Annotated in this window: 27 protein-coding genes, 1 tRNA gene and 1 pseudogene; 21 read left to right on the forward strand and 8 right to left on the reverse strand. The window is 69.2% G+C overall.

What is annotated here, in order from left to right; all coding sequences use genetic code 11:
* The 4 genes and pseudogenes from PHN62_RS10935 to PHN62_RS10950 all read left to right on the forward strand — a co-directional run.
* Nucleotides 1-794 (forward strand): annotated as a pseudogene (locus tag PHN62_RS10935) (ATP-binding protein); the annotation flags it as partial.
* A gap of 135 nt (nt 795-929) precedes the next feature.
* A complete protein-coding gene (locus tag PHN62_RS10940; RefSeq protein WP_300150335.1) occupies nt 930-2,150 on the forward strand; it encodes a phage portal protein in 1,221 nt (406 codons plus the stop codon).
* A 12-nt stretch (nt 2,151-2,162) separates the two neighbouring features.
* A complete protein-coding gene (locus PHN62_RS10945; protein ID WP_300150338.1) occupies nt 2,163-2,717 on the forward strand; it encodes an HK97 family phage prohead protease in 555 nt (184 codons plus the stop codon).
* A 23-nt stretch (nt 2,718-2,740) separates the two neighbouring features.
* Nucleotides 2,741-3,841, forward strand: coding sequence for a phage major capsid protein (locus PHN62_RS10950; RefSeq protein ID WP_300150341.1), 1,101 nt, complete (start codon nt 2,741-2,743; stop codon nt 3,839-3,841).
* Between the two features lie 26 nt (nt 3,842-3,867).
* Here PHN62_RS10950 and PHN62_RS10955 read toward each other — a convergent pair whose 3' ends face one another.
* A complete protein-coding gene (locus tag PHN62_RS10955; protein ID WP_300150345.1) occupies nt 3,868-4,863 on the reverse strand; it encodes a hypothetical protein in 996 nt (331 codons plus the stop codon).
* Nucleotides 4,864-4,973: 110 nt separating this feature from the next.
* Between PHN62_RS10955 and PHN62_RS10960 the strand changes: the two genes are divergently transcribed.
* From PHN62_RS10960 to PHN62_RS11000, 9 genes are all read left to right on the forward strand, one after another.
* Nucleotides 4,974-5,552 (forward strand): head-tail connector protein, encoded by a 579-nt coding sequence (locus PHN62_RS10960; RefSeq protein ID WP_300150347.1) that lies wholly within the window; start codon nt 4,974-4,976, stop codon nt 5,550-5,552.
* Nucleotides 5,553-5,568: 16 nt separating this feature from the next.
* The gene (locus PHN62_RS10965) at nt 5,569-5,910 is read left to right on the forward strand and encodes a head-tail adaptor protein (protein WP_300150350.1); all 342 of its coding nucleotides are present in this window, start codon (nt 5,569-5,571) and stop codon (nt 5,908-5,910) included.
* Nucleotides 5,907-6,341, forward strand: a complete 435-nt coding sequence (locus PHN62_RS10970; RefSeq protein WP_300150353.1) for a DUF3168 domain-containing protein — start codon at nt 5,907-5,909, stop codon at nt 6,339-6,341. Before PHN62_RS10965 ends, PHN62_RS10970 begins: the two co-directional genes overlap by 4 nt.
* A gap of 60 nt (nt 6,342-6,401) precedes the next feature.
* Nucleotides 6,402-6,815, forward strand: coding sequence for a phage major tail protein, TP901-1 family (locus PHN62_RS10975; RefSeq protein WP_300150355.1), 414 nt, complete (start codon nt 6,402-6,404; stop codon nt 6,813-6,815).
* A 9-nt stretch (nt 6,816-6,824) separates the two neighbouring features.
* The gene (locus tag PHN62_RS10980) at nt 6,825-7,136 is read left to right on the forward strand and encodes a gene transfer agent family protein (RefSeq protein ID WP_300150357.1); all 312 of its coding nucleotides are present in this window, start codon (nt 6,825-6,827) and stop codon (nt 7,134-7,136) included.
* A 1-nt stretch (nt 7,137) separates the two neighbouring features.
* A complete protein-coding gene (locus PHN62_RS10985) occupies nt 7,138-7,332 on the forward strand; it encodes a rcc01693 family protein (protein WP_018632115.1) in 195 nt (64 codons plus the stop codon).
* Nucleotides 7,329-7,967, forward strand: coding sequence for a phage tail tape measure protein (locus PHN62_RS10990; RefSeq protein ID WP_300150363.1), 639 nt, complete (start codon nt 7,329-7,331; stop codon nt 7,965-7,967). The genes PHN62_RS10985 and PHN62_RS10990 overlap by 4 nt, the downstream gene beginning before the upstream one ends.
* A 123-nt stretch (nt 7,968-8,090) precedes the next feature.
* Entirely contained in the window at nt 8,091-8,714 is a 624-nt protein-coding gene (locus PHN62_RS10995) for a DUF2460 domain-containing protein (RefSeq protein WP_300150366.1), read from the forward strand.
* Complete coding sequence (locus tag PHN62_RS11000; RefSeq protein ID WP_300150368.1) at nt 8,711-9,604, forward strand: DUF2163 domain-containing protein; 894 nt, start codon at nt 8,711-8,713, stop codon at nt 9,602-9,604. The genes PHN62_RS10995 and PHN62_RS11000 overlap by 4 nt, the downstream gene beginning before the upstream one ends.
* Nucleotides 9,605-9,614: 10 nt before the next feature.
* On the opposite strand, the gene PHN62_RS11005 is transcribed toward PHN62_RS11000, so the two are convergent.
* The 3 genes from PHN62_RS11005 to PHN62_RS11015 all read right to left on the reverse strand — a co-directional run bounded on the left by PHN62_RS11005 (nt 9,615) and on the right by PHN62_RS11015 (nt 11,861).
* Nucleotides 9,615-10,331 (reverse strand): bifunctional 2-polyprenyl-6-hydroxyphenol methylase/3-demethylubiquinol 3-O-methyltransferase UbiG, encoded by a 717-nt coding sequence (locus PHN62_RS11005; RefSeq protein ID WP_300150371.1) that lies wholly within the window; start codon nt 10,329-10,331, stop codon nt 9,615-9,617.
* A 37-nt stretch (nt 10,332-10,368) separates the two neighbouring features.
* Nucleotides 10,369-11,799 carry a DNA (cytosine-5-)-methyltransferase gene (dcm, locus tag PHN62_RS11010; RefSeq protein WP_300150375.1) on the reverse strand — a complete coding sequence of 477 codons (1,431 nt, stop codon included), beginning with the start codon at nt 11,797-11,799 and terminating at the stop codon, nt 10,369-10,371.
* A tRNA-Ser gene (locus tag PHN62_RS11015) sits at nt 11,772-11,861 on the reverse strand. The genes dcm and PHN62_RS11015 overlap by 28 nt, the downstream gene beginning before the upstream one ends.
* A gap of 83 nt (nt 11,862-11,944) precedes the next feature.
* Between PHN62_RS11015 and PHN62_RS11020 the strand changes: the two genes are divergently transcribed.
* From PHN62_RS11020 to PHN62_RS11050, 7 genes are read left to right on the forward strand one after another with little or no spacing between them, the layout of a single operon-like run.
* Complete coding sequence (locus PHN62_RS11020; RefSeq protein WP_300150379.1) at nt 11,945-12,385, forward strand: NlpC/P60 family protein; 441 nt, start codon at nt 11,945-11,947, stop codon at nt 12,383-12,385.
* A gap of 15 nt (nt 12,386-12,400) precedes the next feature.
* A complete protein-coding gene (locus PHN62_RS11025) occupies nt 12,401-16,372 on the forward strand; it encodes a glycoside hydrolase/phage tail family protein (RefSeq protein WP_300150382.1) in 3,972 nt (1,323 codons plus the stop codon).
* Nucleotides 16,365-18,362 (forward strand): DUF2793 domain-containing protein, encoded by a 1,998-nt coding sequence (locus PHN62_RS11030; RefSeq protein ID WP_300150384.1) that lies wholly within the window; start codon nt 16,365-16,367, stop codon nt 18,360-18,362. The genes PHN62_RS11025 and PHN62_RS11030 overlap by 8 nt, the downstream gene beginning before the upstream one ends.
* Before the next feature lie 20 nt (nt 18,363-18,382).
* Nucleotides 18,383-19,390, forward strand: a complete 1,008-nt coding sequence (locus tag PHN62_RS11035; RefSeq protein ID WP_300150386.1) for an N-acetylmuramidase domain-containing protein — start codon at nt 18,383-18,385, stop codon at nt 19,388-19,390.
* Nucleotides 19,390-19,656 (forward strand): hypothetical protein, encoded by a 267-nt coding sequence (locus PHN62_RS11040; RefSeq protein ID WP_300150388.1) that lies wholly within the window; start codon nt 19,390-19,392, stop codon nt 19,654-19,656. Before PHN62_RS11035 ends, PHN62_RS11040 begins: the two co-directional genes overlap by 1 nt.
* A 23-nt stretch (nt 19,657-19,679) precedes the next feature.
* Entirely contained in the window at nt 19,680-20,591 is a 912-nt protein-coding gene (locus PHN62_RS11045) for a trypsin-like serine protease (protein ID WP_300150389.1), read from the forward strand.
* 32 nt (nt 20,592-20,623) lie between these two features.
* Nucleotides 20,624-20,980 (forward strand): DMT family protein, encoded by a 357-nt coding sequence (locus tag PHN62_RS11050; protein WP_300150391.1) that lies wholly within the window; start codon nt 20,624-20,626, stop codon nt 20,978-20,980.
* Between the two features lie 5 nt (nt 20,981-20,985).
* On the opposite strand, the gene PHN62_RS11055 is transcribed toward PHN62_RS11050, so the two are convergent.
* The 4 genes from PHN62_RS11055 to PHN62_RS11070 all read right to left on the reverse strand — a co-directional run bounded on the left by PHN62_RS11055 (nt 20,986) and on the right by PHN62_RS11070 (nt 25,324).
* Nucleotides 20,986-22,296: a folylpolyglutamate synthase/dihydrofolate synthase family protein gene (locus tag PHN62_RS11055; RefSeq protein ID WP_300150394.1), complete on the reverse strand. Its 1,311-nt coding sequence runs from the start codon at nt 22,294-22,296 to the stop codon at nt 20,986-20,988.
* Nucleotides 22,293-23,291: an acetyl-CoA carboxylase, carboxyltransferase subunit beta gene (accD, locus tag PHN62_RS11060; RefSeq protein WP_300150397.1), complete on the reverse strand. Its 999-nt coding sequence runs from the start codon at nt 23,289-23,291 to the stop codon at nt 22,293-22,295. Before accD ends, PHN62_RS11055 begins: the two co-directional genes overlap by 4 nt.
* A 155-nt stretch (nt 23,292-23,446) precedes the next feature.
* The gene (locus tag PHN62_RS11065) at nt 23,447-24,877 is read right to left on the reverse strand and encodes an esterase-like activity of phytase family protein (protein WP_300150400.1); all 1,431 of its coding nucleotides are present in this window, start codon (nt 24,875-24,877) and stop codon (nt 23,447-23,449) included.
* 84 nt (nt 24,878-24,961) lie between these two features.
* Nucleotides 24,962-25,324, reverse strand: a complete 363-nt coding sequence (locus PHN62_RS11070) for a DUF2794 domain-containing protein (RefSeq protein WP_300150402.1) — start codon at nt 25,322-25,324, stop codon at nt 24,962-24,964.
* Nucleotides 25,325-25,514: 190 nt separating this feature from the next.
* On the opposite strand from PHN62_RS11070, the gene PHN62_RS11075 reads away from it, so the two are divergent.
* Complete coding sequence (locus PHN62_RS11075) at nt 25,515-26,195, forward strand: methyltransferase (RefSeq protein ID WP_300150404.1); 681 nt, start codon at nt 25,515-25,517, stop codon at nt 26,193-26,195.
* Nucleotides 26,196-26,219: the final 24 nt, after the last annotated feature.

Here is a 26,219-nt window from a genome sequence, read left to right on the forward strand (position 1 = left end):
CTCAGGCTCTGGTGACGACGACTCCCCGGCGCAATCCTGTCCTTGAGACGCTTCTGGCGGATCCTTCGACGGCCGTGACCCGCGCCCCGACTTCGGAGAACGCGGCGAATCTGGCTCCGGCCTTCCTGAGCTACGTGCGTCGTCGTTATGGCGGCACGTCTCTGGGGCGTCAGGAGCTTGAAGGCGAGCTTCTCACCGAGGCCCCCGGCGCCTTGTGGAGCGCGGCGCTTCTGGACGCCTCCCGCGCTTCGGAGGCTCCGCTTCTGGATCGGGTGGTGGTTGCTGTGGACCCTCCGATTCTGGGCGGCCCTCAGTCGGACGCCTGCGGGATCGTGGTCGCGGGGGCGGTGATGGAGGGCGAGCCTTCCGACTGGACGGCCTGGGTTCTGGCGGATTGGTCTGCGCGGGGGAAGAGTCCTGCGGTCTGGGCCGAGCGCGCCGCGACGGCCTTCGCGCAGTTTCGGGCGGATCGCCTGGTGGCCGAGATCAACCAGGGCGGCGACATGGTGGAGACGATCCTTCGCCAGAGCGCCCCGAACATCCCTTTTCGGGGGGTCTACGCGACTCGCGGGAAGCGCCTTCGGGCGGAGCCTGTGGCTGCCTTGTATGAACAGGGCCGCATCCGCCATGTGGGGATGTTTCCCGAGCTTGAGGACCAGATGCGGAGCTTCGGCGCTTCGGGTCTGGGGCCTGGGGGGGGCCGCAGTCCCGACCGCCTCGACGCCCTGGTCTGGGCGATCACGGATCTTCTCCTGAGCGCCCCGCCGCCTGCTCCTCGGGTGCGCGGCCTCTGACGCCTACTCCCTGAGCAGGGGAGCCCCTTCCGCCTCCAAGGTTCGAATCCCTTTGGCGGAGTCGAACCCGCGCTTCGACCTCTCCCTTACCAAGGGAGAGCTCCTCGCCCGCCTCCTTCTCCCACAGGAGTCCCCTTGTCCCTCTCTTCTTTTCTTTCGCGCGCCTTTCGGGGCGCGCCCTCTTCCGCGAGTCCGGGGCCTCCTCAGGCCAAGGCGAGCGCCGCCGGCCCCCTGGTGGCCTTTCAGACTCCGGGCCGCGCGGTCTGGACTCCGCGCGATTACGGCGCTCTGGCGCGCCGGGCCTATGTGGAGAACGCGGTTGCGCATCGTTGTCTGCGCCTGATCGCGGAATCGGCGGCTTCGGTTCCCTGGCTTCTGACGCGCGGCGAGATTCCGATGGAGCGCCATCCTCTGCTCGATGTCCTCCGGCGCCCGAATCCGTCCCAGAGCGGGCCGGAGTTTCTGGAGCATCTGTATGGGCATCTGGTGGGGGCCGGAAACGCCTATGTGGAGGCGGCGGGCCCGCCGGAGTCTCCTCCGCGCGAGCTTTACATCCTTCGCCCCGACCGGATGCGCCTGCTTCCGGGCCCGGACGGCTGGCCGGAGTCCTATGAATATCGCGTGGAGGGCCGTTTCCACCGCTTTCCGATGCGGGGTCTGGATCCTCCGATCCTGCATCTGAAGACCTTCCATCCTCTGGATGATCATTACGGCCTTTCGGCTCTGGAGGCTGCTGCGGTGGCGGTTGATCTTCACGGGGCTGCGGCGGTCTGGAACAAGGCTCTGCTGGACAACGCGGCCCGACCCTCGGGCGCCATCGTCTACAGCGGGTCGGACGGCGCGGGCCGCCTGACCGATCCGCAATACGACCGCCTGAAGGAGGAGCTGGAGAGCCATCACCAGGGCCCGCGCAACGCGGGCCGCCCGATGCTCCTGGAGGGCGGCCTCGACTGGAAGCCGATGGGCTTCAGCCCGGCCGACATGGAGTTCCTGCGCTCGAAGGAGAACGCCGCCCGCGAGATCGCGCTTGCTCTGGGGGTGCCTCCGATGCTGCTCGGCCTTCCTGGCGACAACACCTACGCGAATTACCAGGAGGCGAACCGCGCCTTTCACCGCCAGACGATCCTGCCGCTTCTGCACAAATGCGCTTCGGCCCTGACGAGCTGGCTTGCTCCGCGCTTCGGCCCGGACCTGACCCTGACCCCTGATCTTGACGAGGTTCCGGCCTTGTCTCTGGAGCGCGACGCCTATTGGGCGCGCGTGGCGGGGGCGGATTTCCTGAGCCTTGCGGAGAAACGGAGTCTTCTGGGCTTCGGCCCGCCCCCTCCCGATTTCGACCCGCCTTCCGAAACCTGACCGCGAGTCCTCATGCTTCACGCTCCTCTTCTCGAGACGAAATTCTGCGCGTCTCCGCCCTTGCGCGAGAGCGCTTCGGCGTCTTCCGGCTTGTTCTCCGGCCATGCGGCCCTCTTCGACGCCCCCGACCAGAGCGGCGACCGGATCGCTCCTGGGGCCTTCGCGGCGAGTCTGGCGCGCCGCGGGGCTTTCGGGCCTTCGGTGAAGCTGCTGTGGCAGCATGACCCTGCGACGCCGATCGGCGTCTGGGACGAGATCCGCGAGGATTCGCGGGGTCTGTTCGTCTCGGGCCGCCTGGCTCTGGAGACTCAGGCTGGCCGCGAGGCTGCGGCTCTTCTGGCCCTGGGCGCTCTGGACGGCCTGTCCATCGGCTATCGCGCGACCAGCGCCGAGAGCCTTGCGGACGGGGGCCGCCGCCTTTCCGAGATCGACCTCTGGGAGATCTCCCTCGTGACCTTCCCGATGGCTCCGGGGGCGCGCGCGGCGCCCGTCGTCCCCTCGCCCGACCCGGACGAGCAGGCCGTGGCCGCCGCTCTGGCCGAGGCCGCTCTGGCCCTCGCCCTCTGACCTTCCCCATTCAAGGACATCCGATGACTCCCGATCTGAAGACCGCCGCCCTGGCTCTGGCCTCCGAGGCGAAGACCCTGCGCCGCGCCCTGGACCGCCGCGCCTCCGAAATCTCCCGCCCGGCCCTCGCGACGAGCGTCGAGAGCCGTCCCCAGGCGAAGGCCTTCGCGGCCTATGTGCGTCAGGGCGACGAGAGCCAGCTTCGCGCCCTGGGCTACCAGGAGAAGGGCATGACGACCGCCGTGGCCGCCGACGGCGGCGTCCTGGTGGATTCCCAGACCTCCGCCCGCATCGAGACGGTGTTGCGCGGGGCTTCCCCGATGCGCGTTCTGGCGAACGTGGTCCAGGTGGAGTCGGGGAGCTACGACGCCCTGATCGACCACAGCGAGATGACCGCCAGCTGGATCGCCGAGAGCGGAACCGTGGCCGAGACCACGACCCCGGCTCTGGCGCGGATCTCGATCCGCCTGCACGACCTGACGGCCAATCCGAAGGCTTCGCAGCGCCTCCTCGACGACTCCGCCTTCGACGTGGAGAGCTGGCTGGCCGAGCGGATCGCGGCGCGTTTCGCGCGGGCCGAGACGGCTGCGGCGGTGACGGGCGACGGCGTGGACAAGCCGCGGGGTTTCCTGAATCACACGGCTGTGGCGAACGCCTCCTGGGCCTGGGGCTCTCTGGGCTATGTGGCGACGGGCGCGGCGGGCGCCTTCGCGGCGAGCCATCCGGGCGACGCCCTGGCGGATCTGGTCTACGCGCTTCCTGCGGGCTACCGCTCGAACGCCTCCTTCGTGATGAATTCGAAGACGGCGGGCGCGATCCGCCGGATGAAGGACGTGGACGGCCGCTATCTCTGGAGCGACGGGCTGGCGGCGGGTCAGCCCGCGACCCTTCTGGGCCATGGGGTGACCATCGTGGAGGAGATGCCGGACGTGGCCGCGAATTCCTTCGCGGTGGCCTTCGGCGATTTCCGGTCGGGCTACACCCTGGCCGAGCGCCCCGAGCTGCGGATCCTGCGCGATCCCTACAGCGCGAAGCCGCATGTGCTCTTCTACGCGACGAAGCGCGTGGGCGGCGACGTGACGGATTTCGCGGCGATCAAGCTTCTGAAGTTCGCGGCCTCGTAAGGCGGCGTCGAGAGGGGCGGGGGCTTTCAGCCTCCGCCTGCGACCGCCCTGATGGCCCGGAAATGGGCGTAGTTCTGATCGATGCGCATGCGGTCGGCGAAAGGCATGCCGAGGGTCTGCGCCAGCTCTCTGGCTTCCCTGAAGAGGCTTTCCGCCTTGACGCAATCGCCTGTGTGAAACAGCGCGACGGCGAGATTGTTGGCGCTGTAGGCTGCGGCTCTCGACTTCGCGCCGAACTGACCGATCATGGCGGGCCGATCGGTGGTTTCGTAATAGCGCCTGGCCTCTGCGGCTCTTTTCCTGTCGAATTCGGCCCAGAACATTTCGGGCGCGGCGCCCGAGGCTCCGGCGACGGCTTCGGAGCGGATGAAGAATCTGGCCGACCCGAGGGAGACGGGCTTTCCGCCGCAAGTGGGCGCGACGGTTTCCCCGCCGAAGATCTCCCTGACTTCCGGCGAGAGCGTCGCGGCCTGCTCCGGCGGCCTCGTCTCGATCACCCGATGCGAGGCGGGCTGGATGGCCCTCGGCTCGGGCTGTCGCGGCTCCAGCCAGAGGGTCTGTTCGACCTGCGGCGTCCAGGGCTGCGGATAGACGGGGCCTGCGTAGACCGGTCCTGGCCCGGAATAGGCGACGCCCGCCTCTCCCCGCAGTTGCCGATGCGCGAGCACGCCCGTCAGCACGACGAGCCCGACGAGCAGGAAGAAGTTCCTCCAGAGCGGCCTGTCGCTTCCATGCCTGGGATCGGGCAGGGAGTTGTCTCCGAGGGGGGCGAGCTTGAGTCCGTTTCGTTCTGCGGCCTGGGCCCTGACCTGCTGGGCCCTGCGCTCCATGTCGAGCGTTCTGGCGCGCTGCGAGAGGACGACGACCCAGAAGAGCAGGAAGAGGACCAGCCCCAGCACCGCCAGCTTGAGCCATGCGGGAGAATCGCCTTCGAGCTCCGCGTAGAACCGCGCGGCCTGATCCTGGATGGCTCCCCAGAGCTCCGTGAGCTTCTGCCAGACCGTTCCTTGCGACTGCATCATTCCCGATCCCGTCCAGACGTCGCGCGATTTTCTCACGTCGCGCGCCGTCCATCAACCCGCCCCTCCGCTCCTGCCCTTAAGGTTGGGGCTCAGCTTCCGGAGGTTAACACATGGCGACGCTTGACGTCTCGCCTCTCGCCTCTCCGCCTGTTCCCCGGAGCGCCTTCGGGCGCCGTCTCGGTCTGGCGGAGGGCTTCGGCTCGGGTTCTTCTCCTGCGGAGGATTCCGGCCTCGATTCCTGGCTTCTGGCGGCTTCGGCCCATCTGGAGCGCCGTCTCGGCCTTCTCCTGACTCCCCGCGCCTGCGTCTGGCGGCTTGCCTCCTGGCCTCTGGAGTCTTCGGGCGCGCTTCGTCTGCCGAGGAGCCCCTTGAGCGGCCTGCCGGAGATCCGCCTGATCGACGCGGCGGGCGCGGAGACCCTCTGGACGGACTGGCGCCTCGACTCCGCGGCTTCCTCTCCTCGCCTGCGTCCGGTCCCCGGCGCCTTCTGGCCGGAGATCCTTCCGGGCGGATCGGCCCGGGTGAGCTTCACGGCTGGCCTGGACCCTCTTCCTCCGGATCTTGCGGAGGCTGTCCTGATGCTGGCGGCCCACTGGTTCGAGAACCGCGAGGCTTCGGCCTCGGGGCTTTCCGAAACGCCTTTCGGTCTGGCTTCCCTGCTCGCGCCCTGGGCCGGGATCCGTCTTTGAAGAAAGGAGGCTCCTGATGCCTCGCGCCACCGTTCCCCGCTGGCGCCTCGATCTGGAGGCGCGCGCGGCGCTTCCCGACGAGGGCGGCGGCTATCTGTCGGGCTGGGTGAAGATCGGCGAGGTCTTCGCCGTCGTCGAGGCGGCCAGCGGCTTCGAGAGCCTGCTGGAGAGCCGCCAGGCCCAGCGGGTGACTCACCGCGTGACCCTGCGCTCTTCGGCGCCCGGAGCTTCGGCGCGTCCTCGCGCGGATCAGCGTTTCCGGACGGGCGAGGCCATCCTGGACATCCGCGCGGTCTTCGACATGGACGGCCGCGGCCGTCGCCTCGTCTGCCTCTGCGAGGAGGGTTCTCCGTCATGACCGCCGCCCTGAGCTGGCCCTTGCACCGGGCGATCTTCGCGCAGCTTTCGAGCTTTCCGGCCCTGACTTCGGCTCTGGGCGGCTCGGGCCGCGTCTTCGACGCTCCCCCGCACGCCGACGGCCCCGGGGCGCCTCGTCCTCCCTATCTGACGATGGGCGACGAGACGACCGAGGCCTGGGACGCCCGGGGCCATTCGGGAGCCCTTCACCGCCTGAGCTTCGAGATCTGGTCTCGGGGCCGGGGCTTTGCGGAGGCCAAGAGGATTCTCTCGGCCTTGTGCGACGCCCTCGACGACCCTTCTCTGGTCCTCACACGCGGCCGCCTGATCCATCTGCGCTTCGAGGGCTCCGAAACCCGGCGCGAGGAGCAGGGCGAGACCCGCCTGATCCGCGCGGTCTTCTCGGCCCGCGTCGAGGACGACGAATCCTGACCGGATCGCGCGCTTCGCTTCCGCCCTTCCTGCAATCATTGAAGATGAAGGCGTTTCCTCATGGCCGCCCAAAAAGGCAAGGACCTTCTCCTGAAACTCGACGCCTCCGGCTCCGGCGTCTTCACGAGCGTTGCGGGCTTGCGCTCGGCGCGCCTGAGCTTCAACGCCCAGACCGTGGACTCCACCCATTCCGAGAGCGCGGGCCGCTGGCGCGAGCTTCTGGCGGGGGCGGGGGCGCGTTCGGCTTCGGTCTCGGGCTCCGGGATCTTCAAGGACGCCGCCTCCGACGCCTCGGTGCGGAGTCTGTTCTTCGCGGATTCGATCGTCTCCTGGCGGATCGTGATTCCGGATTTCGGAACCGTGGAGGGCCCGTTTCAGATCACGGCTCTGGAATATCGCGGCGAGCATGACGACGCCGCGAGCTACGACCTCGCCCTCGCTTCGGCGGGGGCCCTGACCTTCACCCCTCTCTGAGGTTTCCCCATGCCCGCCAATCCTCATCGCGGCGAGGTCGAGGCGCTTCTCGACGGCGCTCCCCGCCGCCTTCGCCTGACTCTCGGCGCTCTGGCCGAACTCGAACAGACTCTCGGCGCCGAGGATCTGACCGCTCTGGCCGCCCGTTTCGAATCCGGGAGTCTCCGGGCTTCGGATCTTGCGGCGGTGATCGGGGCCGGCCTTCGCGGCGCGGGGGCCGAGACCACCGACGCCGAGGTCTCCCGCATGGAGATTCCCGGCGGGGCTTCGGGCGCGGCGCGTCTGGCGGCGGATCTTCTCAAAGCGGCTTTCGGGGCCTGACATGGATTGGCCTCGCCTGACGGCTCTGGGTCTGGGCGTGCTGCGCCTGTCTCCCGAGAGCTTCTGGAGCCTGAGTCCCCGCGAATTCGCGGCGGCCTTGCGTGGAGCCTTCGGCCTGACCGAGACCCCCGACCCGATGAGCCGCGCCGATCTTGAATCCTTGCTCTCCCGCCATCCTGACGAAGGCCCTTCATGACGACTCCCGAGGATTTCCGCGCCCTGAGTTCGGCGGCTTCCGACTGGCGCGCGACGAGCGCCCGGACTTCCGCCGCCGTGACGAGCGACCTGCGCAACGTCGGCGCTCAATTGCGGGCGGTCTCCGAGGACTCGCGCCAGTTGTCGCGCAGTTTTTCGGGCGATCTGGGGCGCGCCTTCGATTCGATGCTCTTCAAGGGGACGAAGCTTTCGGACGCCCTGCGGGGCCTCGCCCTGGACGTCTCCCGGACGGCGCTTTCGGCGGCCCTGAAGCCGGTTCAGAACGCCTTCGCCTCGATCCTGAGCAACGCCGTTCCGGGCTTCGCCCAGGGCGCGGCCTTCGAGGGCGGCCGCATCCGCGCCTTCGCCTCCGGAGGCGTGGTCGGCGCCCCGACGCTCTTTCCGATGCGGAGCGGCCTGGGCCTGATGGGAGAGGCCGGGCCCGAGGCGATCATGCCCTTGCAGCGTGGCGCGGATGGACGCCTCGGCGTGGCGGCGGAGGGAGGAGGGCGCGCCCGTTCCCCGCACGTGACGATCAACATCAGCACGCCCGACGTGGAGGGTTTCCGGCGTTCGGAAACCCAGATCGCGGCTGCGATGCGCCGTCTGGCCGCGCGGGGCGGCCGCAACCTTTAGAGCGTTTTCCGACCAGGTTGGGTCGTTCAAACGCTCTAACCTTTTGTTTGGTCGCGTTTTCACGACGCGAAGCCGAAGCGGCTTCGCTGGAAAACGCTCTAACCCCTTCTGCGCGAGCGCCTGATGACCGCCTTTCACGAAATCCGCTTTCCGACCGATCTGTCCTTTGGCTCCGTCGGCGGTCCCGAGCGGCGCACGCGCGTCGTGACTCTGGCGAGCGGCCGCGAGGAGCGCCAGACTCCCTGGCGTCATTCGCGCCGCCGCTATGACGCGGGGCTCGGCCTTCGCCGGCTCGACGATCTTCACGCCCTTGTGGCCTTCTTCGAGGCTCGCCGGGGGCGTCTGCACGGCTTCCGCTGGAAGGACTGGCTGGACTTCAAATCCTGCGCGCCTTCGCAGGCCCCGAGCGCGACCGACCAGCTTCTGGGCTTCGGCGACGGCTCCCGCCGCGAGTTCCAGCTGGTGAAGGCCTATCTGTCGGGGAGCGCGTCTTACGAGCGCCCGATCTTCAAGCCTCTGGAGGAGAGCCTCCTCGTCGCCGTGGAGGGCGCGCCCGCCTTTCCCTCCCTTGATCCCATCACGGGGCTTCTGAGCTTTCCGACTCCTCCGCCCGAGGGGGCCCGCGTGACGGCGGGCTTTCTCTTCGACACGCCCGTGCGCTTCGACACGGACCGCCTGGAGATCGACCTTGCGGGCTTCGAGGCGGGGGCTGCGCCCTCCATTCCGATCATCGAGATCCGCCCATGAGCCGCGTTCTTCCGCCCGCCCTGCAAGCCGCTCTGGATTCGGGGGCGGCTTCCTTGTGCCGCTGCTGGCGTCTGGATCGCCGCGACGGCTCCGCCCTCGGCCTGACCGACCATGACGAGCCCCTGACCTTCGACGGCCTGACCTTCCGCCCCGCCGCCGTGAACGAGGCGGGCGCTCTGGACATGGGCCTTGGGCTCGCCCCGACCTCCACGGAGCTTCAGGGCGCGCTCTCTTCGGAGAGCCTGACGGAATCCGACCTCAGCGCGGGCCTTTACGACGAAGCCGAGGTGCGCCTCTGGCTGGTGGACTGGTCCAACCCCGGGGAGGCTCGGGCCCTGATCTTCCGGGGGTCTCTGGGCGAGGTCTCGCGTGGCTCTCTGGGCTTTCAGGCGGAGTTGCGGGGCCTGAGCCATCGCCTGAACCAGCCTTTCGGACGGGCCTATCTCCTGCACTGCGACGCCGAATTCTGCGACAGCCGTTGCGGCCTGAATCCTGCGGCCCACCAGCACGCCGCCAGTCTTTCCCGCCTCGAACCCGACGGCTCCTTTCGCGCCGCCGAGCTGGATTCCGAGACGGCGGGGCTTTTCGCGGGCGGGGTTCTGGAATGGACTTCGGGCGCGAATGCGGGCCGCCGCCAGCGCCTGCGGAGCCACATGCGGGATTCCCTCGGCGCCCGCCTCGAATTCTGGACGGAGCCTCCCGTGGCGCCTTCTCCGGGCGACGCCTTCACGATCCTTCCCGGCTGCGACAAGGCCTTTGCGACCTGCCGCGACCGCTTCGCCAATCAGAAGAATTTCCGGGGCTTTCCGCATATGCCCGGCGACGACTGGCTGACCTCCTATCCCCGCTCCGGCGAGCCCCATGACGGCCGCTCGCGCTTCACATCCTGACGTCCTGTTTTCACGTCTCCTTGCGCCATTCGAGGATATGGAACCAGGGCGCCCGGACGTAGCGCGCCGCGATCTCCGGATCTCCGCCATGGGGCTTCGGCTCGGCGAAATGGGTCAACCTCAACCCGAGATCGAGGAAGACCCGCATGTAGCTTTCCAGAGGCCTGTGCCAGTTGCGGATGCGGATTCCCTTCCATTCGACCCATTCGGCCCGTTCTTCGAGATAATGATCCATGAGGAATCCCCTGAGCGCTCCATCCCTGTCGCGCAGCCATCTTCCCGCGACGGTCCCCGCCGAGGAGAAGGAGGTGAGATTCGCGACGAGCAGCCTTCCGCCGGGCTCCAGCGCTCTGGCCATGTTGGCGGCGGCCTGCTCCAGCCCCGGAATGTCGATGAGCGAGAGATAGGAGACGACGAGATCGAATCCGCCGTCCTCGACCTGCATGTCTTCGGCGGTGGCCTGGAGATATCCGCCTTGCGGATGCCTTTCTCGGGCTCTGGCGACGAGTCCTTCCGTGGGATCGACTCCGAGCGTCCGCGTTCCCTGAGCCTGCATCATGCGGCAGAATCGTCCTTCGCCGCACCCGACGTCGAGCGCCTTCCTTGCGCCTTTCGCTCTTTCGAGCATGGGCCTGTCGAGCACCCATCTGCGTCCGAAATCGCCGTCTTCTCCGAGGCTGTCGATCCAGGCCTGCGCGGATTCGCGCCATCCGTCTGTCGCGTTCATGTGGCGCTCTCCTCCCTTTCCGGTTCACCGGCGAGTCTCACGCCTGTGGCTTCTCCGTCAAGCTGCGGAGTCTGCGCGCCATCTCCTCCGCGACGGCCCTTGCGAGGAGGGGCGGGGCGGCGTTGCCGATTCCGGTGCGGATCGTCCCGAGCTTTCCGGAGAACCGGAAGGAATCGGGGAAGGATTGCAGCCTTGCGGCTTCGCGGATGGTGAGCGCCCTTGTGGCGTGGGGATGGACGTTCCTTGATCCCGAGATCATGCCGAAGGTGGTCTGGACCGTCGCGGCGGGCTGATTCCAGATCTGGCGCTTGTAGGTGGTGTTGTATCCCGAGGGCGGTCTTTTCGCGGGATCCTGGTTGTCATGGGCGCTTGCGCCTTCGGGCACCTCCCTGAGCCAGTCCAGCACATGGTCGGGATGGGCGACGGCGCGATGCAGCGGATCTTCGCCCTGTTCTCCGGCCTCCAGGAATTCGAGATCCGAGCAGGCGTCTCCGAAGCTGCGGAGCGCCGCGCGTCCTTCGCCATGGCCGGGCCGAGGGGGCTCCGGCGCCCTCCCGAGCCTTCGGTCGACGGCGAGGAAGAAGACCCGCTCCCGATGCTGGGGCACGCCGAAGTCCTGGGCGTCGAGCAGACAGGCCCTGACGTCATATCCGGCCTCCCTGAATCCCTGCGCGATGTCGGCCCCGACCGATCTCCCCGAGGCCCCGCGCATGGAGGTGAGCCGGGCGACGTTCTCCATCACCGCGAGTTTCGGCCTGATGCGCCCGAGGACCCGCAGATAGTCCCGGAAGAGGGCGTTGCGGGGATCATCCTCGCGACGCTTTCCCGTGAGGCTGAATCCCTGGCAGGGCGGCCCGCCGATCAGCGCGTCGACCGGCCCATGGGCTTCGAGGAAGGCGTCCATCTCCCTGTTCCCGAATCTCCGGACGTCGGCGCCGATCCGGCGGGCTTCGGGGAAGTTCGCGGCGTAGATGGCGGCGAGCTCTTCGTCGATCTCGACGAATCCTCCAACGGCGAATCCTGCGCTGCGGAATCCGAGGCTCATCCCACCGGCTCCGGCGAAGAGGCTGAGCGCCGAGAACCCGGCCGAGGCCTTCTCCTCCAGCCTGGCCAGCTCCCGGAGATACTCCGGATTTCCTGCGGTGAGTCCGGGCCGCGCTCTGGATTGCGGCTCCCTGGGCCTTTCCGAGCGGACATGAGGCTGGAATCTCTTCGGCCTTGCCCTTGCGGCTCCGATCCTCCCGGGATCCCGGAGGACGGCCTCCAGCTTCGCGCGTTCTTCCGGCCTGAGGCTTCTTGCGCCGCGTTCGCCTCCCGAGAGCCGATGCTGCGCGACTCCGCTGAGTTCGGCGAGCCGCGCCTGCGAGAGTCCCGCCGCGATCCTGCGGGCCCTGAGATCCGCGTCTCCGGTCACGCGCCGCCCCACGCCCCGGGGAGGCCTGGCGGAAGAGGTGGGATTCGAACCCACGAACGGGTCGCCCCGTCGCTGGTTTTCAAGACCAGTGCCATCAACCGCTCGGCCACTCTTCCCCTGCGGCCTCGCCGCATGCGGGGCGTTTATAGGGGCGGAGTCTTCGCGGCGCAACGCCGCCCTGCGCAGCCTGGAGTCCTGCATGACCGCTTCCGCTCTCGTCCTGTCCGAGGCCCGTCTGTGGCTGGGCACGCCCTATCTTCACCAGCAGTCGACTCGCGGGGCGGGCTGCGATTGCCTCGGCCTTGTGCGGGGGATCTGGCGCGCGCTGCACGGCGCGGAGCCCGAACCGACGCCCCCTTACGCCCCCGACTGGGGCGAGGCGGACGGCGCCGAGCCCTTGCAGGCGGCGGCGCGCCGCTGGCTTGAGGAGGTCCCTCTTGCGGCGCGTCTTCCCGGCGACGTCCTGCTGTTCCGGATGCGCCGTTCCGGCCCTGCGAAGCATGTGGGGATCCTCAGCGCGCCCGACCGGATGATTCACGCCTGGAGCGGCCACGCCGTCGCGGAGACCGCCCTCGATCATCCCTGGCGGCGGCGCCTGGTGGGCGCCTTCCGTTTCCCCGCCCTTCCCCCCGAGTCCTGACCGGAGTTCTGATTCATGGCGACTCTCGCCCTCATGGCGGCCGGTTCGGCCCTGGGTTCGGCGCTTCTGCCTTCGGGCGTGGGCTTTCTGGGAGCGGCCCTGACGGGCGCCCAGATCGGTTCGGCGATCGGCGGCGCTCTGGGCGGCCTGCTGGACCAGCGCCTTCTGGGCCCCGGATCGAGCGCGGTCCAGGGCCCCCGGCTTCAGGATCTGCGCCTGACGGCCTCGACGGAGGGGGCTCCGGTTCCGCGTCTTTTCGGAACGCTTCGTCTGGGCGGACAGCTTCTCTGGGCCTCGCGCTTTCTGGAGCGCGCGACGACCCGCAAGGTGGGGGGCGGCAAGGGGGCCCCGAGCTCCCGCGTGACGGAATACAGCTATTCGATCAGCCTTGCGGTGGGGCTTTGCGAGGGCCCGATCTCGGGGATCGGCCGCATCTGGGCCGACGGCCAGCCGATGGACCTGAACGGCGTGACCTGGCGGCTGCATCGCGGGACGGAGGATCAGGAGCCCGATCCCCTGATCCTCTCTCTGGAGGGGCCCCGTCATGCGCCCGCCTATCGCGGTCTCGCCTATCTGGTGTTCGAGGATCTTCCTCTCGGACCTTTCGGCGACCGCGTTCCGCAGATTTCGGTGGAGACCCGCCGCGCGCCCGAGGAGTCGGGGTCTCCGAGCCGCCTGATCCGCGGCGTGACCCTGATTCCGGGGGCGGGCGAATGGGTTCTGAACGCGGATCCTGTGATTCTGGAGGGCGCTGCTCCCGGCGCCACCGAGGCGGAGCGGGCCGCCGCCGAGGGCCAGTCCTGGACGCCCAATCTGAACGCCTCGGCCGATGTTCCGGATCTCGTCCTGTCTCTGGACCAGCTTCAGGACCAGGCTCCGCATCTGGAGAGCGTGGCCCTTGTGGCCTCGTGGTTCGGCGAGGATCTGCGTTGCGGCTCCTGCCGGATCCGCCCCGGGGTGGAGCATGCTTCGGCGGCGGAGGTCCGCGCGCCCTGGATGGCGGGAGGCGTGGGGCGTCCTGAGGGTCGCCTTCTGGCCCGGGACGGCTCGGGCCATGCGGTTTACGGCGGCACGCCCGCCGACGCCGGAGTCTTCTCCGCCATCCGCGAGCTTCGCCGCCGGGATCTGCGGGTTGTCTTCTATCCCTTCCTGATGATGGAGGTGCTTGGGGGGAACGCGCTCCCCGATCCCTGGACGGGGGCTTCTGCGCAGCCCGCCTTTCCCTGGCGGGGCCGGATCACGCTGTCGACGGCTGCGGGCCGCCCCGGCTCACCCGACGGGACTCCCTCCGCGGCTTCCGAGGTGGCGAGCTTCTTCGGCTCCGCCGCTCCGGGAGACTTCGGCTCCTGGAACGGCCTGACGATCCCTTACCACGGGCCTGCGGAATGGTCCTTCCGCCGCCAGATCCTGCATTACGCGCATCTGTGCAAGGCTGCGGGGGGCGTGGAGGCCTTCCTGATCGGCTCGGAGATGCGCGGCCTGACGCAGATCCGTTCCGGTCCCGGGATCTATCCTGCGGTGGCGGCCTTCAAGGCCCTGGCCTCCGACGTGCGGTCCATTCTGGGCCCTTCGACGAAGATCAGCTACGCCGCCGACTGGTCGGAGTATTTCGGCCATCACCCTCAGGACGGCTCCGGCGACGTGTTCTTTCATCTGGACCCGCTCTGGTCGGACCCGGACATCGACTTCGTGGGGATCGACAATTATTTCCCTCTCTCCGACTGGCGCGAGGGCTCGACCCATCTCGACGCTTCGGCGGGCTCGATCCAGAATCCGGATCACCTTCGGGCGAACATCGAAGGCGGCGAGGGCTACGACTGGCATTACGCCTCCGATTCCGACCGCTCCGCCCAGATCCGGACGCCGATCACGGACGGCGCCCATGGCGAGCCCTGGGTCTTCCGCCCCAAGGACATCCGCAGCTGGTGGAGCCGGGCGCATCACGACCGCCCCGGCGGCCTCCGCAGCGCCGCGCCCACGGCCTGGGTTCCCGGCTCGAAGCCTGTGTGGTTCACGGAATGCGGCTGCCCTGCGGTGGACAAGGGGACGAACCAGCCCAACGTCTTCCACGACCCCAAGAGTTCGGAGAGCGCGCTTCCCTGGTTTTCGACCGGCGCCCGGGACGATTCCCTGCAGGGCGCCTATCTTCAGGCCCTGCTCGGCTACTGGTCGGATCCGTCGAGGAATCCGCCCGGCTTCGTCGATGCGTCGAACATCCACGTCTGGACCTGGGACGCCCGTCCCTATCCGCAATTCCCCCTGCGGACGGACCTGTGGTCCGACGGGCCGAACTGGGCTCTGGGCCATTGGCTGACGGGCCGGCTTGGTTCGGCTCCTCTGTCGGCTGCGGTCCGCGAGATCTGCGCGGCGGCTGGCGAGCCCGATGCGGAGGTCTCGCGCCTTCAGGGTTCGGTTGCGGGCTACGCCCTCGACCGCGCGATGTCGGCCCGCGAGGCCCTGACGCCCTTGTCTCTGGTCCACGGCTTCGACGCGGTGGAGAGCGCGGGCCGCCTGATCTTCGTTCCGCGCGGCTCTGCGCCTGTCGTGGAGCTGACCGAGGCGGATCTGGTCCTTGCGGAATCTCCGGAGTCCGAAGCCTGGAGTCTGACCCGGGCGCAGGAATCGGATCTTCCTGCGGCGGTGCGCATTCATCACATCCGCCCGGAATCGGAGGACCGGCGCGGGGCTGCGGAGGCTTCGGCTCCTGGCGCGGCCGGCCGCCGCGTGGAGGTTCTGGAGGCGCCCATGGCTCTGGACGCCTCTGCGGCGCGTTTCGTGGCGGAGCGCTGGCTCGCCGAATCCCGGGCCGGCCGCGAGAGGGCGCGCTTCGCCTTGCCGCCTTCTCGTCTGGGGCTTCAGCCGGGCGACGTGGTGCGTTTCGCTCCGGAGGGCGGGGTCCCGGCCTTTCACCGCATCGACCGCCTGGAGGATTCCCTGTCCCTGACGGTGGAGGCGACCCGCGTCGAGCCTCCCCTTCACCGGCCTGCGCCTTTGAGCGCCCCGCTTCCGGCCTCGCCGAGAAGCGCGGCTCCCGGTCCTCTGGCGGGCGAGCTGGCGGATCTTCCCGTGGGCCCGTCCGCAGGCGTGGGCGGACAGGAGGCCCCTCTCTGGGCTGCGGTCTTCGCCTCGCCCTGGACGGGCCCGGCGCTGCTCTGGCGCGAGGCTTCGCCGGACGAATGGGTTCTGGCGGCCCGTCTGGAGTCTCCGGCCGCGATGGGCCGCCTTCTGGAGCCCTTGCCGCCGTCGTCGCCGCATCTCTGGACGCGGGGCCCCGGCTTGCTGGTGGGCCTTGCGGGGGGCGGCTCCGCGCCTCCTCTTCTGGGCCGCCCTCCCGGCGCGCTCTACAACGGGGCGAACGCGGCGGCGATCCGGACTCCTTCCGGCGCCTGGGAGATCCTGCAATTCTCCGGGGCGCGCCTTGAGGCTCCGGGCGTCTGGCGTCTGGGGCCCTTGCTGCGGGGCCGGGCGGGGACGGAGCATCTGTGCGCCGACTCCCTTCCGTCGGGCTCGCGCTTCCTGCTGCTGGATGAAGCCGTGGTTCCGGTTCCCGAGGCGCCTCTGGGCCTGGCGCGCCGCTGGCGTTTCGCTCCGGCTTCCCTGAGCTGGGCGGATTCCCGCGCTCTGGCTCTGGAGGCGGCGTCCGGCGGCTCGGCTTTTCGTCCTCTGTCTCCTGCGGGCCTGCGGGCTCGCCTCGCCGTTTCCGGCGATCTGTCCCTGACCTGGTCCCGCCGCTCCCGCGGCTCCGCCGACGGCTGGACCGAACCCGAGGATCCTCCCCTGAACGAAACCCGCGAGTCTTACCGCCTGGAGCTCCGTTCCGGCGGCCTCCTGCGCCGCGCCGAGACCCTGAGCTTTCCGGCCTTCCTCTATTCCGCCGCCGCCCGCGCCTCCGACGGGGCGGGCTTCCCCCTTGAAATCTCCGTGGCGCAGATCTCCGCGATCTTCGGGCCCGGCGTCTTCGCAAGGAGCGTCTTCACGCATGGCTGACACGCTCCGCCTCGGGCTTCCCCTGATCGAAGCCGCCCAGACCCAGAAGCACGTCCCCCTCAACGAGGCCCTGGCCCGCCTCGACGCCCTGACTCATCTGGCGGTCTCTTCGCGGGGCCTGTCCGATCCTCCGGCCTCTCCGGACGAGGGCGCCCGCTGGATCGTGGGGCCTTCGCCTTCGGGGGCCTGGTCGGGTCATGCGGGCGAGATCGCGATCTTCCAGAACGGCGGCTGGCTCTTCGCGTCGCCCGTCGAGGGGATGTTCCTCCGCATCTCCGATGAGGATCTGACCCTTCTGCATGACGGCTCCGCCTGGCGGCCTCTTCCTGGCGCCACTCCCGAGGCCGCCTTCGAGCGCCTCGGGCTTGGCGGCTCCACGGCGGATGCGACGAACCGGCTTTCGGTGTCTTCGCCTGCGGTCCTGTTCAATCATGCGGGAGCGGGGGTCCAGGCCAAGCTGAACAAGGCCGCCTCCGCCGATACGGCCAGCCTCCTCTTCCAGACGAACTGGTCCGGGCGCGCGGAGATGGGCCTGAACGGCTCGGACGCCTGGAGCCTCAAGACCTCCGCCGACGGCTCCGCCTGGGTGGAGGCGATTCGAGTCGCGGCGACGACGGGGGCTTTGACTCTGGCGCAGCCTCTGGGCCTGACGCAGGGCGGCACGGGGGCTGGCACGGCTGCGGCGGCCCGGACGGCTCTGGGGGCTGCGGCCTCCACGACGGCCCTGACGGCGCTGGGCGGCCTGACGCCCGCCGCCGACCGCCTCGGCTATTTCACGAGCGCGAGCGCCGGGGCCCTGACTCCCCTGACCGCCGCGGCCCGGGCGCTTCTGGACGACGCGGACGCTCCGGCGATGCGGACGACTCTGGGGGCGGCCTCCTCGACCGAGCTTGAGGCGGCGGCCTTCGGAGACCTCGCGCTTCCGGTCTCCTCCGGCGCCTATTCCGGCTGGTCGGCGACCCTGCTTCCTGCGGGAGATCCGGCGATTCCGGCGGGCTCCTCCGGCCCCGTCGTGCAGTACGTCAGCCCCGGAACCACCGGAGTCCTCTACGTCCCGGTCCATCCGGTTCTGAGGAATTCGGCGGATGCGTCCCTGATGGCGATGCGTCCCGGCGAGACCTACCACGCGCGCGCGCGGATCTTTCTGGACGCCGGGGCGGGCGAGACGGGCCTGTGGTTCATGGGGCGCAACGGCGCGGCCGCGAGCCGGGACGTTCAGGCGGCGGCGAGTTCATCGACGCGGGGCGCCTGGGTGGAGATCGGAGGCCGCGTGACCCTGAGCGCGGCGGATCTGGTCGAGGGGCGGTTCTATCTGCGCCCGGCGAACATCCCCACGGGGGGGAAGGTCTTTCTGGAGTTCGTCGAGATCCGTCAGCTCCAGGGCTCGCGTGCGGCGGCGACGATCCAGCGGGCGGCGGATCAGCTCAGGTCCGGCCCTGCGGAGTTCGGCGGCCACCTGACGCCCACGACGGACAACGCCTTCAACTTCGGCTCGGCTTCGCGACGCCTCGGGACTCTCTTCGCGGGGACGGGGGCGATCAACACCTCCGACGCGCGGATGAAGCATCTCGCGCCCGACGAAGAGCTGGAGGCCCTGTCCCGGGCTCTGGCGGATCTTCCGTTGCACGCCTGGCGCTGGCTGGACGCCCTCGCCCTGAAGGGCGACCGCGCGCGGCTTCACGTGGGGCCTCTGGCTCAGGATGTGGAGGCTGCGCTTCTGGCTGCGGGCCTGGACCCCGACGACCACGCCCTGTTCTGCCGCGATTACGAAACCGAGGAGTCCCCCGCTCCGGACGCCTCCGGAGCCCCCCTTCTCGACGAGTCCGGCGCGCCCGTGACGCAGAGGCGCCGCCGCCGCGACGCGTCCGGCGAGCCTGTCTCCCGCCTCGGGCTCAGACCGGATCAGCTGACCTTCGTCCTTCTGGCCTGCGAACGCCGCGCCCGCGCCCGACTTGAGGCCCGGGTGGCGGCTCTGGAGGCCTTTCCCTGAAGATTCCGGAAATCCGCGCCATGCGATTGAAGACCAACCTTCCCACCGAGGCCCTCGGGCCTCTGACCGAGGCGGCGGAGGCGCTGGGCTGCGCGCCCGCGATTCTCGCCGCGATCCTTCACCGCGAGAGCGGACATCTGAGCGGCGCGGCGCGTCTGGCCGCCCGCCGTTTCGAGCCTCATGTGTTCCGGCGTCTGGGGGGCGGGCTCGCCGCGACTCACGCCGGAGCGGCGAAGCTCGACCCCGAGCTTGCGGAGCAGGCGAGCAGCCACGGGGCTCCGCAGATCATGGGCCATCACGCGAAGATGCTGGGCTACGCCTCGGCTTCGGCGATGCGGGCGGCCTTTCTGGCGGGCGGCTGGCCCGAGCAGATGCAGGCGATGCGCCTTTACGCCGAGCGGACGGGGCTTGCGTCTCCGCTGCGGGCCCTGAACATGCCGGAGATCGCCCGCATCTGGAACGGCCCGGCCTACGCCCGCGCGGGCTACGACCTGAAGCTGACTGCGGATCACGCCAGGATCAGCGGCGCCTCCCCGACGCGCGCCCTGCGGCTCGGGGATCAGGGCGAGGAGGTGTCCCGCCTTCAGCGCGCCCTGAGCGCGGCGGGCCATCCGGTCGCGCCGGACGGGGTCTTCGGTCCCCGGACGGAGGCGGCCTTGCGGGCTTTCCAGCAGGCGCGGGGCCTGTCTCCCGACGGCCTGGCCGGCGCCCTGACGCAAGCGGCTCTGGAGTCCTCGGGCTTTCTGGAACCGCCGGAGGAGTCTGCGCCGTCGCGCCTCGACGTGGAGGCCGACCGCCTTGTGCGTCACCGGGGCAAGCTTCTTGCGCTTCTGGGGACGCTTCTGGCCCTGCGCGAGGACTTCGCCTTCTGGAGCGCGCGCCTCGGCCTTGATCCAGATTTCCTGTCCGGGCTCTGGACGCGACTTTCCGCGGCGCCTCTGGAGCGCTGGGCTCTGGCTGCTCTGGGCGTCGCCTTGCTCTGGCCTCGTCTGGCGCCATTCGCGCGCCGTCTTCCGGAGCGCCTGTGATGACCTCTCCCGGAGACCGCATGGACTGGATCGAGAAGCTCGGCTCCGCCCTGACGACCAAGAGCCTTGCGGCGACCTCCGCGCTTTCGGCTGCGGGGGGCGTGGCTGCGGAGCAGGCGCCTCGCCTTTCGGAGGCGGTCCTGTTCCATGCGGGAGGCTACGGCGTGACCCTTCCGGCGCTTTCCCTGCTCGTCGCGATCGCGGCGGGGCTGCTGAGCATCTTCAAGCCCTTGATCGCGGCGGGCCTTCGCGGGTTCTCCCGCTGACCTTCGCCTGTCCCGGAGACGTCATGAATCTGAGATCCTCCCTTCTTGCGGTTCTGGCCGCGAGCCTTCTGGCTGCGGGCTTCGCCGCGCCGCGCCTGAGCCTTTCGCCTTCGGCGCCGGTTCCTGCGGATCTGCGCCTGTCCGAACGCCTGGAGGATGCGGGCTGGCGTCTGGTGGAGGAGCTGACCCCCGGCCCGGCGCGTCGTCTGTCTGCGCCCGCGAGCCTCATCGGCGGCGAGTCCCTGTCCGTTTCTCCGGAATGGTTCGTTCTGGTGCGGGCGATTCATCCGCCTTCCGCCCGTCTTCCGCAGGAGTCCCGCAGCGAATGCGGCGGGACTCTCTATCGCGGCGGCCTCGTGGTGACGGCGGCCCATTGCCTCGCCGAGGCCTGGAGCCGCGTGGAGGTCCTGATCGAGCCTCGGGGCCGTGAGCATGGCCGCGCGGCCTGGAGCCTCGGCCTCGCGGCTCTGGACGCCGGGTTCGAGCCCGACGGCGCGGGGCGCCATCGCCATGACCGGGCGGTTTTGCGCCTCCCCGAGGACCCCGGCGGCGGCCTCGATCTGCCCCAGAGCGCCCGCGCCCAGGTCTCCCCCGGCGAGACCCTGACGATCTTCGGCATGGGTCTGGACGAGGAGGGCGTCCTTGCGCAGAGCGTCCGGATCTGCCGCCAGCGGGCGACGGACGTGCGCCTCGGGGTCTTCGAGGCTCTGGGCGATCTCTGCCGTTTCCGCGACGCCGACAGCGGGAGTCTGGCGGCGCGGGTTCTTCCCGGGGGCGAGGTGGTTCCGGTGGGGATCGTGTCGCATCGCCTTCAGGGCGCCGAGGATCGGCAGTTCTACGCCCCGCTGAGCCCGGCGAAGATCCGTGCGGCGTGGGCGGCTCTGGCGGAGTCCTCTCCTCCGGAGCCTCTTGCGGATCTCCGTCCGCCGACTTAAACCCCCGCGGCCATTCGCCCGAGGGTTTCCCCATGATTCTGACCTCGCCTTACGTCCTGCCGATTCTCCTGCTGATCTGCTCGAACGTCTTCATGACCATCGCCTGGTATGGCCATCTGAAATTCCCTCAGGCCTCCCTGACGACGGCGGTGATGGCTTCGTGGGGCGTGGCCTTCGTGGAGTACTGGCTTGCGGTTCCCGCCAACCGGATCGGCTATGGGGTCTATTCCGGCGCGGAGCTGAAGACCATGCAGGAGGTGATCTCCCTGGCGGTCTTCGTGGGCTTCGCCGTGACGGTCCTGGGCGAGCGCCTGACGTGGAATCACGCCTTCGGCTTCGGCTTCATCGCTCTGGGGGCCTTCTTCATCTTCAAGGGGCCGTTTTCCTGAGAGCTTCAGGAATGGTCCCTGAGCACCACGCCCGCCAGATGCAGCGATCCGCAGATGAGCACCCGCCCGGCGGGCGAGGCTTCGCGCCCGATTTCGCGCATGGCCTCTTCGAGCGAGGGCGCGGGCCTTGCGTCGAGTCCGGCGCGGCGGGCGGCTTCGGCGAGCTTTTCGGCGGGGACGGCGCGGGCTTCGTCGGGGATGGTCACCGTCCAGATCTTGCGGAGTCTTCTGCGGAGCGGTCGGAAGAATCCTTCGGCGTCCTTGGTGTCGAGCATGCCGCAGACGGCGTCGACCGGCAGCGGCCAGCCCCGGAGGGCCTCCTCGTCGAGATGATCGGCGAGGGCCTGCCCAGCGGCGGGATTATGCCCGCCGTCGAGCCAGACGGCGGCGTCTCGCGGGGCGAGTGCGAGCAGCGGTCCGAATCGCAGCTTCTGGAGTCTGCCCGGCCATTCGACGTCGAGCATGGCCCTGGCGAGATGTTCGGGATCGGTGACGCCCATGGCCTGGAGCGCGACGACGGCGCCTCCGGCGTTGGCGATCTGATGGGGCCCCTTGAGGGCCGGGAGCGGCAGATCGAAGAGTCCGAAGCGATGTTCGACGATCAGCCTACCGGCTTCGGCTCTGGCCTCCCAGTCGCGTTCGTGGAGTCTGAGCGGCGCCCCGACCCTCATGGCCTGGGCTTCGATGGCTCGGAGGGCTTCGGGCTCCTGGGGCCCGACGACGCCGGGCGTCCCCTTCTTGAGGATCCCGGCCTTTTCATGGGCGATGGCCCCGAGCGTCTCGCCGAGATAGGCCTGATGGTCGAGCGAGACGGGGGTGATGATGGTGAGGGCGGGCCGTTCGATCACATTGGTGGCGTCGAGCCTTCCGCCGAGGCCCACTTCGAGGATGATCTGATCGGCGGGCTCTCTGGAGAAGGCGAGGAAGGCGGCTGCGGTGGTGATCTCGAAGAAGGTGACGGGCTCTCCGCCGTTGGCGCGCTCGCATTCTTCGAGCAGGGCGGCGAGTCTTTCTTCTTCGATCAGTTCGCCGGTCAGCCGGATCCGCTCGTGGAAGCGCGTCAGATGGGGCGAGATGTAGACATGGACCCTTCGCCCTGCGGCTTCCAGCCCGGCGCGCAGATAGGCGCAGGTCGATCCCTTGCCGTTGGTCCCCGCGACATGGATGACGGGGGGGAGCTTCCTCTCCGGATTCCCGAGCTTTCCGAGCAGCCTTTCGATCCGGCCCAGCGAGAGGTCGATGGATTTCGGATGCAGCGCGAGCAGCCGCTCCAGGATGGCGTCGCTGGGCGCCTTGTGAGCCGGGGCCTCGCTCACGCCTGAGGCGCCTGGGTCTGGAGGGGGGCGGCCTGGGGGGCTGCGCCCGGGGGCTCGACGGCCTCCGCCGGGCGGATTTCGGCTTGCGGCGCGGCTTCGAGCAGCGGGAGCTTCTCTCTGGGCGCTTCCTCCTCGGGAGGTTCGGGCGGCAGATCCATGAGCAGCCGCAGCAGCCTGGCGAGGGTGGGTCGATGTTCGCGGCGGTCGGTCACCATGTCGAGCATGCCATGGTCGAGCAGATATTCCGAACGCTGGAATCCTTCGGGCAGCTTTTCGCGGATGGTCTGTTCGATGACCCTCGGCCCCGCGAAGCAGATAAGCGCCTTCGGCTCGGCGATCTGGACGTCTCCGAGCATGGCGTAGCTGGCGGTGACGCCGCCTGTGGTGGGATGGGTCAGCACGACGACATAGGGCAGCCCGGCTTCCTTGACCATCTGCACGGCGATGGTGGCGCGGGGCATCTGCATGAGCGAGAGGATGCCTTCCTGCATGCGGGCTCCTCCGGCTGCGGAGAAGAGCACGAAGGGCGCCTGCTCCGCGACGGCGGTTCTCGCGGCGGTGAGGATGGCGTCTCCGACGGCCATGCCCATGGATCCGGCCATGAAGGCGAAGTTCTGGGCGGCGACGACGGTTCTGACTCCGCCTATGGCGCCTTTTGCGGCGGCCATGGCGTCCTGTCGGTTGAGCTTCTTGCGGGCTTCGCGGAGCCGGTCGACATAGCGCTTTTCATCGCGGAACTTGAGCGGATCGAGCAGCGGATCGGGCAGGGGGATGAGGTCCCATCTCCCCTCGTCGAAGAGCGCGTCGAATCGGGCGTCCGGCGAGACGGGCATGTGATGGCTGCAATGGGGGCAGACCTGGAGGCTTTCGGCCAGCGCGCGATGAAAGATCATCTCGCCGCATTCCGGACATTTGATCCAGAGATTGTCCGGCGACTCGCGACGGTTGAGCAGCGTGTCGAGCTTGGGGCGGACGAAGGAGGTGATCCAGTTCATGCGGGTGCGGGCTCGCTTCAGGGCGGCTGATCGGGGGGAGCTTCGAAGAGGCGGCGGTCCTGCGCCGCGCGGCCGCCTCTTCGTTATGTAGCCATCCCCTCCGCGCGGCGCAATCTCTCCGCCCGGGGAAGGCGGAGAGCGGTGGTCGCCGGGCTTCAGTCCTTCTTCGGTTCTTCTTTGGGCGTCTCTCCGGTTTCGATCTTTCCGTCTTCTCCGGCTGCGGCTGCGGCGCGCTGGACGATGGGCGAGGCGAGGGTGATCAGCTTGACCTGAGGCTTGTCCTCATCTCCGCCGAGTCCGCCGTCATGGAGATTGGCGACGAGCAGCGTGTTGAGCGCCAGCACAGCGACGCCTTCGACATGGGGCGGCAGCTTTCCGGGGGCCCAGGCCGAATCGAAGACGAGGGTCTTCTTGAGCGGCGCGAGTCTGGCCTTGCGCAGTCCGGCTTCGTCGAGGCTCTCGTAGGCGGCGTTCCCCGAGGCCGAGGCGACGGCGTCCGAGAGCCTGGCGCCTTCCTCGAAGGTGACGGCGAAGACGAGCAGCCTGCGCCCGTCGCTTTCGGCCATGAGCGTGAGGGTTTCGCCGGCGAGGGCGTCCATGTCGACGAGCCGGACCTGATCCTGGGTGGCGGCGGCGCCGAAGGCGATGGCGGGTTCGAGCTGATAGGCCCAGACTCCGTCGGGCTGACGGTCGGGCAGATTGAACCGGTAGATCCGCAGGGCGCGGGCGTCGGCCTTTCCGCCGAGCGGCGCGGCGGCGGCGAAATAGGCGTATCCTCCGTCGGGCGAGGCGCCGACGGCGGTGATGCCTCCACTGGCTCCGGCTCGGGCGAGTTCGGCGGGCAGCACGGCGCGGACGGGATAATCGGCGCCCTTGAAGCGGGCTGCGGATCCGCGCGGGGCGTATCGGTCGAGGATTTCGCCGTCGATGGCGACATGGAGCAGCGAGGGCCCGTTGGCGTCTCCGATGAGGAAGCTCTGATCGGGCAGACGCGCGATGGCGGCGGGCGCGATTCCCGAGGGATCGGGCTTGAGCTTTTCGCCGCTGGCGTCATAGGGCGTTTCGGAGGCGAATCCGGTGAGAGGCAGATTGGGCAGCGCGCCGACGGGCCCTTTCGCGCCGCGCAGCGGCAGCGAGAATTCATATTTGAAGCCGCCTGCGCTGGTGAGCAGGAATTCATGGATCATGGGGGTGAACTCGGGCAGGGCGTAGGCCCGTCCCTTGTCGTCGCCCGCGCAGAGCGCCGCGACGGTCGTTCCGAAGTCTTCGGCCCGGGCGCAGGGGATGGTCGGCCCTCGCCCCGAGAGCAGGAAGAGCCTGCGTTCGCGGAAGGAGAAATGCGCTCCGGCCCCCATGGGCGAGACGAGTTCGCGCACCTTGCCCCCGACGACTCCGTCTCCGAGCGAGATGGCGGGAATCTTCACGTCCGAGACTTCGGCCAGGGCTTCGGGCATGAAGTCCGCTTCCTTTCCGGTCGCGGGTCTGGGCTTCGCCTCTTCGGCCCATGCGCCTGGCGCCGTCGCGGCGCCCGCCAGCGTCGCGAGGGCCAGCCCCGTCGCGGCGCCCATCGCCCAAGCCCGAATCATGTCGCCTCTCCTCAGGATCTTCACCGGATCTCTCATGATGTTTTCGCTCGCAGCCTCTGGCGGCCCTCCCGGGGCCGCGACGCGTCAGTCTTCCGCAGGCCGCAGCAACAAACGGTTAAAGAAGCTCAGCACGGCTTCAAGATCCCGTCCGCGCTTGAGGATGCGCCCGTCTGCGCCGATCAGGGCGTATGCGCCTTGTTTCTGGGCGTCGGCGGGGATCTTCCTTACGGCGTAGAGCGGACGCTCCGACGTGCGGCGGAAGATGGAGAAGAAGGCTTCGTCCCGCAAGCTGTCGATGGCGTAATCGCGCCATTCTCCTTCCGCGACCATCCGTCCGTAGATCCGCAGGATGAGCTGCAGCTCCTGACGATTGAAGTGCACCTGCGGAGTGAACTGCGTCGCGCGCCCGGGCTGCGGGAAGGGAATGACGTTGTCGGCCTCGTTCATGCTTCCAGCATGCCCCCGGCTTGCGCGCGGCGCAAGCCCCTGCGGCTCCTCCTGCGGAGGGGACAGGCTGTCCGGGAGCGGCTATGCTGCGGGCCCGGTCGGCGAATCGCGAGAGGCGCCCTGGTCTTCATCCCCTTGAATCTACGTTCATTTTTCTGAACTGCCCTGATCCCTTGCCCAGGAGGCGGATTTGGCTCTGCGTTTGGACGACGAGGCCGCTCTGGAGGATTTCGTGCGGCGCAACACCGCCGTGACGACTCCCCCCCTTCTGCCCGAGCTGCGCCATCACGCGGCCACGGAGATCACGCCGATCTGGGAGATGGCCGAATCCGAACTGGAGCGCGAGGGCCTTCCTCCGCCTTTCTGGGCCTTCGCCTGGGCGGGGGGGCAGGCTCTGGCGCGGCATGCTCTGGATCATCCCGGGATCGTGAAGGGCAGGCGGGTGCTGTGCTTCGCTTCGGGGGCGGGTCTGGAGGCGGTGGCGGCTTCCCTTGCGGGCGCGGCGCGGGTCTGGGCGAACGACGTGGATCCTCTGGCTCTGGCGGCCTCGCGCCTCAACGCGGCGCTGAACGGCGCGTCTCTGGAGACCATCGGCCGGGATCTTCTGGCGCCGGGCGCCGAGGCCCCCGACGCCGAGGTGATCTTCGCGGGCGACATCTGTTACGAGAAGCCTCTGGCGGCTCTGGTGGAGGCGCGCTTGCGGAGCTGGAGCGCCGAGGGGCGCCTCGTGCTTCTGGGGGATCCTGGCCGGACCTATCTTCCGCGCTCCGGCCTGGAGCGGGTCGCGGGCTATGCGGTGAAGACGACCCGGGCCATCGAGGACGCTGATGTGCGCAATGCGGTGGTCTGGCGCGTTCCGGCTCCTTCCTGAAGGATCTCCGGCTTCCTGCGGGAT

Origin of the sequence: Neomegalonema sp. (assembly GCF_028688855.1) — a bacterium.
Lineage (GTDB): Bacteria > Pseudomonadota > Alphaproteobacteria > Rhodobacterales > Rhodobacteraceae > Neomegalonema.

Bases quoted from the DNA above. Each gene is read 5' to 3' on its own strand.
- PHN62_RS10945 (WP_300150338.1), top strand. From the start codon at position 2,163: ATGCTTCACGCTCCTCTTCTCGAGACGAAATTCTGCGCGTCTCCGCCC.
- PHN62_RS10950 (WP_300150341.1), top strand. From the start codon at position 2,741: ATGACTCCCGATCTGAAGACCGCCGCCCTGGCTCTGGCCTCCGAGGCG.
- PHN62_RS10955 (WP_300150345.1), bottom strand. From the start codon at position 4,863: ATGATGCAGTCGCAAGGAACGGTCTGGCAGAAGCTCACGGAGCTCTGG.
- PHN62_RS10960 (WP_300150347.1), top strand. From the start codon at position 4,974: ATGGCGACGCTTGACGTCTCGCCTCTCGCCTCTCCGCCTGTTCCCCGG.
- PHN62_RS10965 (WP_300150350.1), top strand. From the start codon at position 5,569: ATGCCTCGCGCCACCGTTCCCCGCTGGCGCCTCGATCTGGAGGCGCGC.
- PHN62_RS10970 (WP_300150353.1), top strand. From the start codon at position 5,907: ATGACCGCCGCCCTGAGCTGGCCCTTGCACCGGGCGATCTTCGCGCAG.
- PHN62_RS10975 (WP_300150355.1), top strand. From the start codon at position 6,402: ATGGCCGCCCAAAAAGGCAAGGACCTTCTCCTGAAACTCGACGCCTCC.
- PHN62_RS10980 (WP_300150357.1), top strand. From the start codon at position 6,825: ATGCCCGCCAATCCTCATCGCGGCGAGGTCGAGGCGCTTCTCGACGGC.
- PHN62_RS10985 (WP_018632115.1), top strand. From the start codon at position 7,138: ATGGATTGGCCTCGCCTGACGGCTCTGGGTCTGGGCGTGCTGCGCCTG.
- PHN62_RS10990 (WP_300150363.1), top strand. From the start codon at position 7,329: ATGACGACTCCCGAGGATTTCCGCGCCCTGAGTTCGGCGGCTTCCGAC.
- PHN62_RS10995 (WP_300150366.1), top strand. From the start codon at position 8,091: ATGACCGCCTTTCACGAAATCCGCTTTCCGACCGATCTGTCCTTTGGC.
- PHN62_RS11000 (WP_300150368.1), top strand. From the start codon at position 8,711: ATGAGCCGCGTTCTTCCGCCCGCCCTGCAAGCCGCTCTGGATTCGGGG.
- PHN62_RS11005 (WP_300150371.1), bottom strand. From the start codon at position 10,331: ATGAACGCGACAGACGGATGGCGCGAATCCGCGCAGGCCTGGATCGAC.
- PHN62_RS11020 (WP_300150379.1), top strand. From the start codon at position 11,945: ATGACCGCTTCCGCTCTCGTCCTGTCCGAGGCCCGTCTGTGGCTGGGC.
- PHN62_RS11025 (WP_300150382.1), top strand. From the start codon at position 12,401: ATGGCGACTCTCGCCCTCATGGCGGCCGGTTCGGCCCTGGGTTCGGCG.
- PHN62_RS11030 (WP_300150384.1), top strand. From the start codon at position 16,365: ATGGCTGACACGCTCCGCCTCGGGCTTCCCCTGATCGAAGCCGCCCAG.
- PHN62_RS11035 (WP_300150386.1), top strand. From the start codon at position 18,383: ATGCGATTGAAGACCAACCTTCCCACCGAGGCCCTCGGGCCTCTGACC.
- PHN62_RS11040 (WP_300150388.1), top strand. From the start codon at position 19,390: ATGACCTCTCCCGGAGACCGCATGGACTGGATCGAGAAGCTCGGCTCC.
- PHN62_RS11045 (WP_300150389.1), top strand. From the start codon at position 19,680: ATGAATCTGAGATCCTCCCTTCTTGCGGTTCTGGCCGCGAGCCTTCTG.
- PHN62_RS11050 (WP_300150391.1), top strand. From the start codon at position 20,624: ATGATTCTGACCTCGCCTTACGTCCTGCCGATTCTCCTGCTGATCTGC.
- accD (WP_300150397.1), bottom strand. From the start codon at position 23,291: ATGAACTGGATCACCTCCTTCGTCCGCCCCAAGCTCGACACGCTGCTC.
- PHN62_RS11065 (WP_300150400.1), bottom strand. From the start codon at position 24,877: ATGATTCGGGCTTGGGCGATGGGCGCCGCGACGGGGCTGGCCCTCGCG.
- PHN62_RS11070 (WP_300150402.1), bottom strand. From the start codon at position 25,324: ATGAACGAGGCCGACAACGTCATTCCCTTCCCGCAGCCCGGGCGCGCG.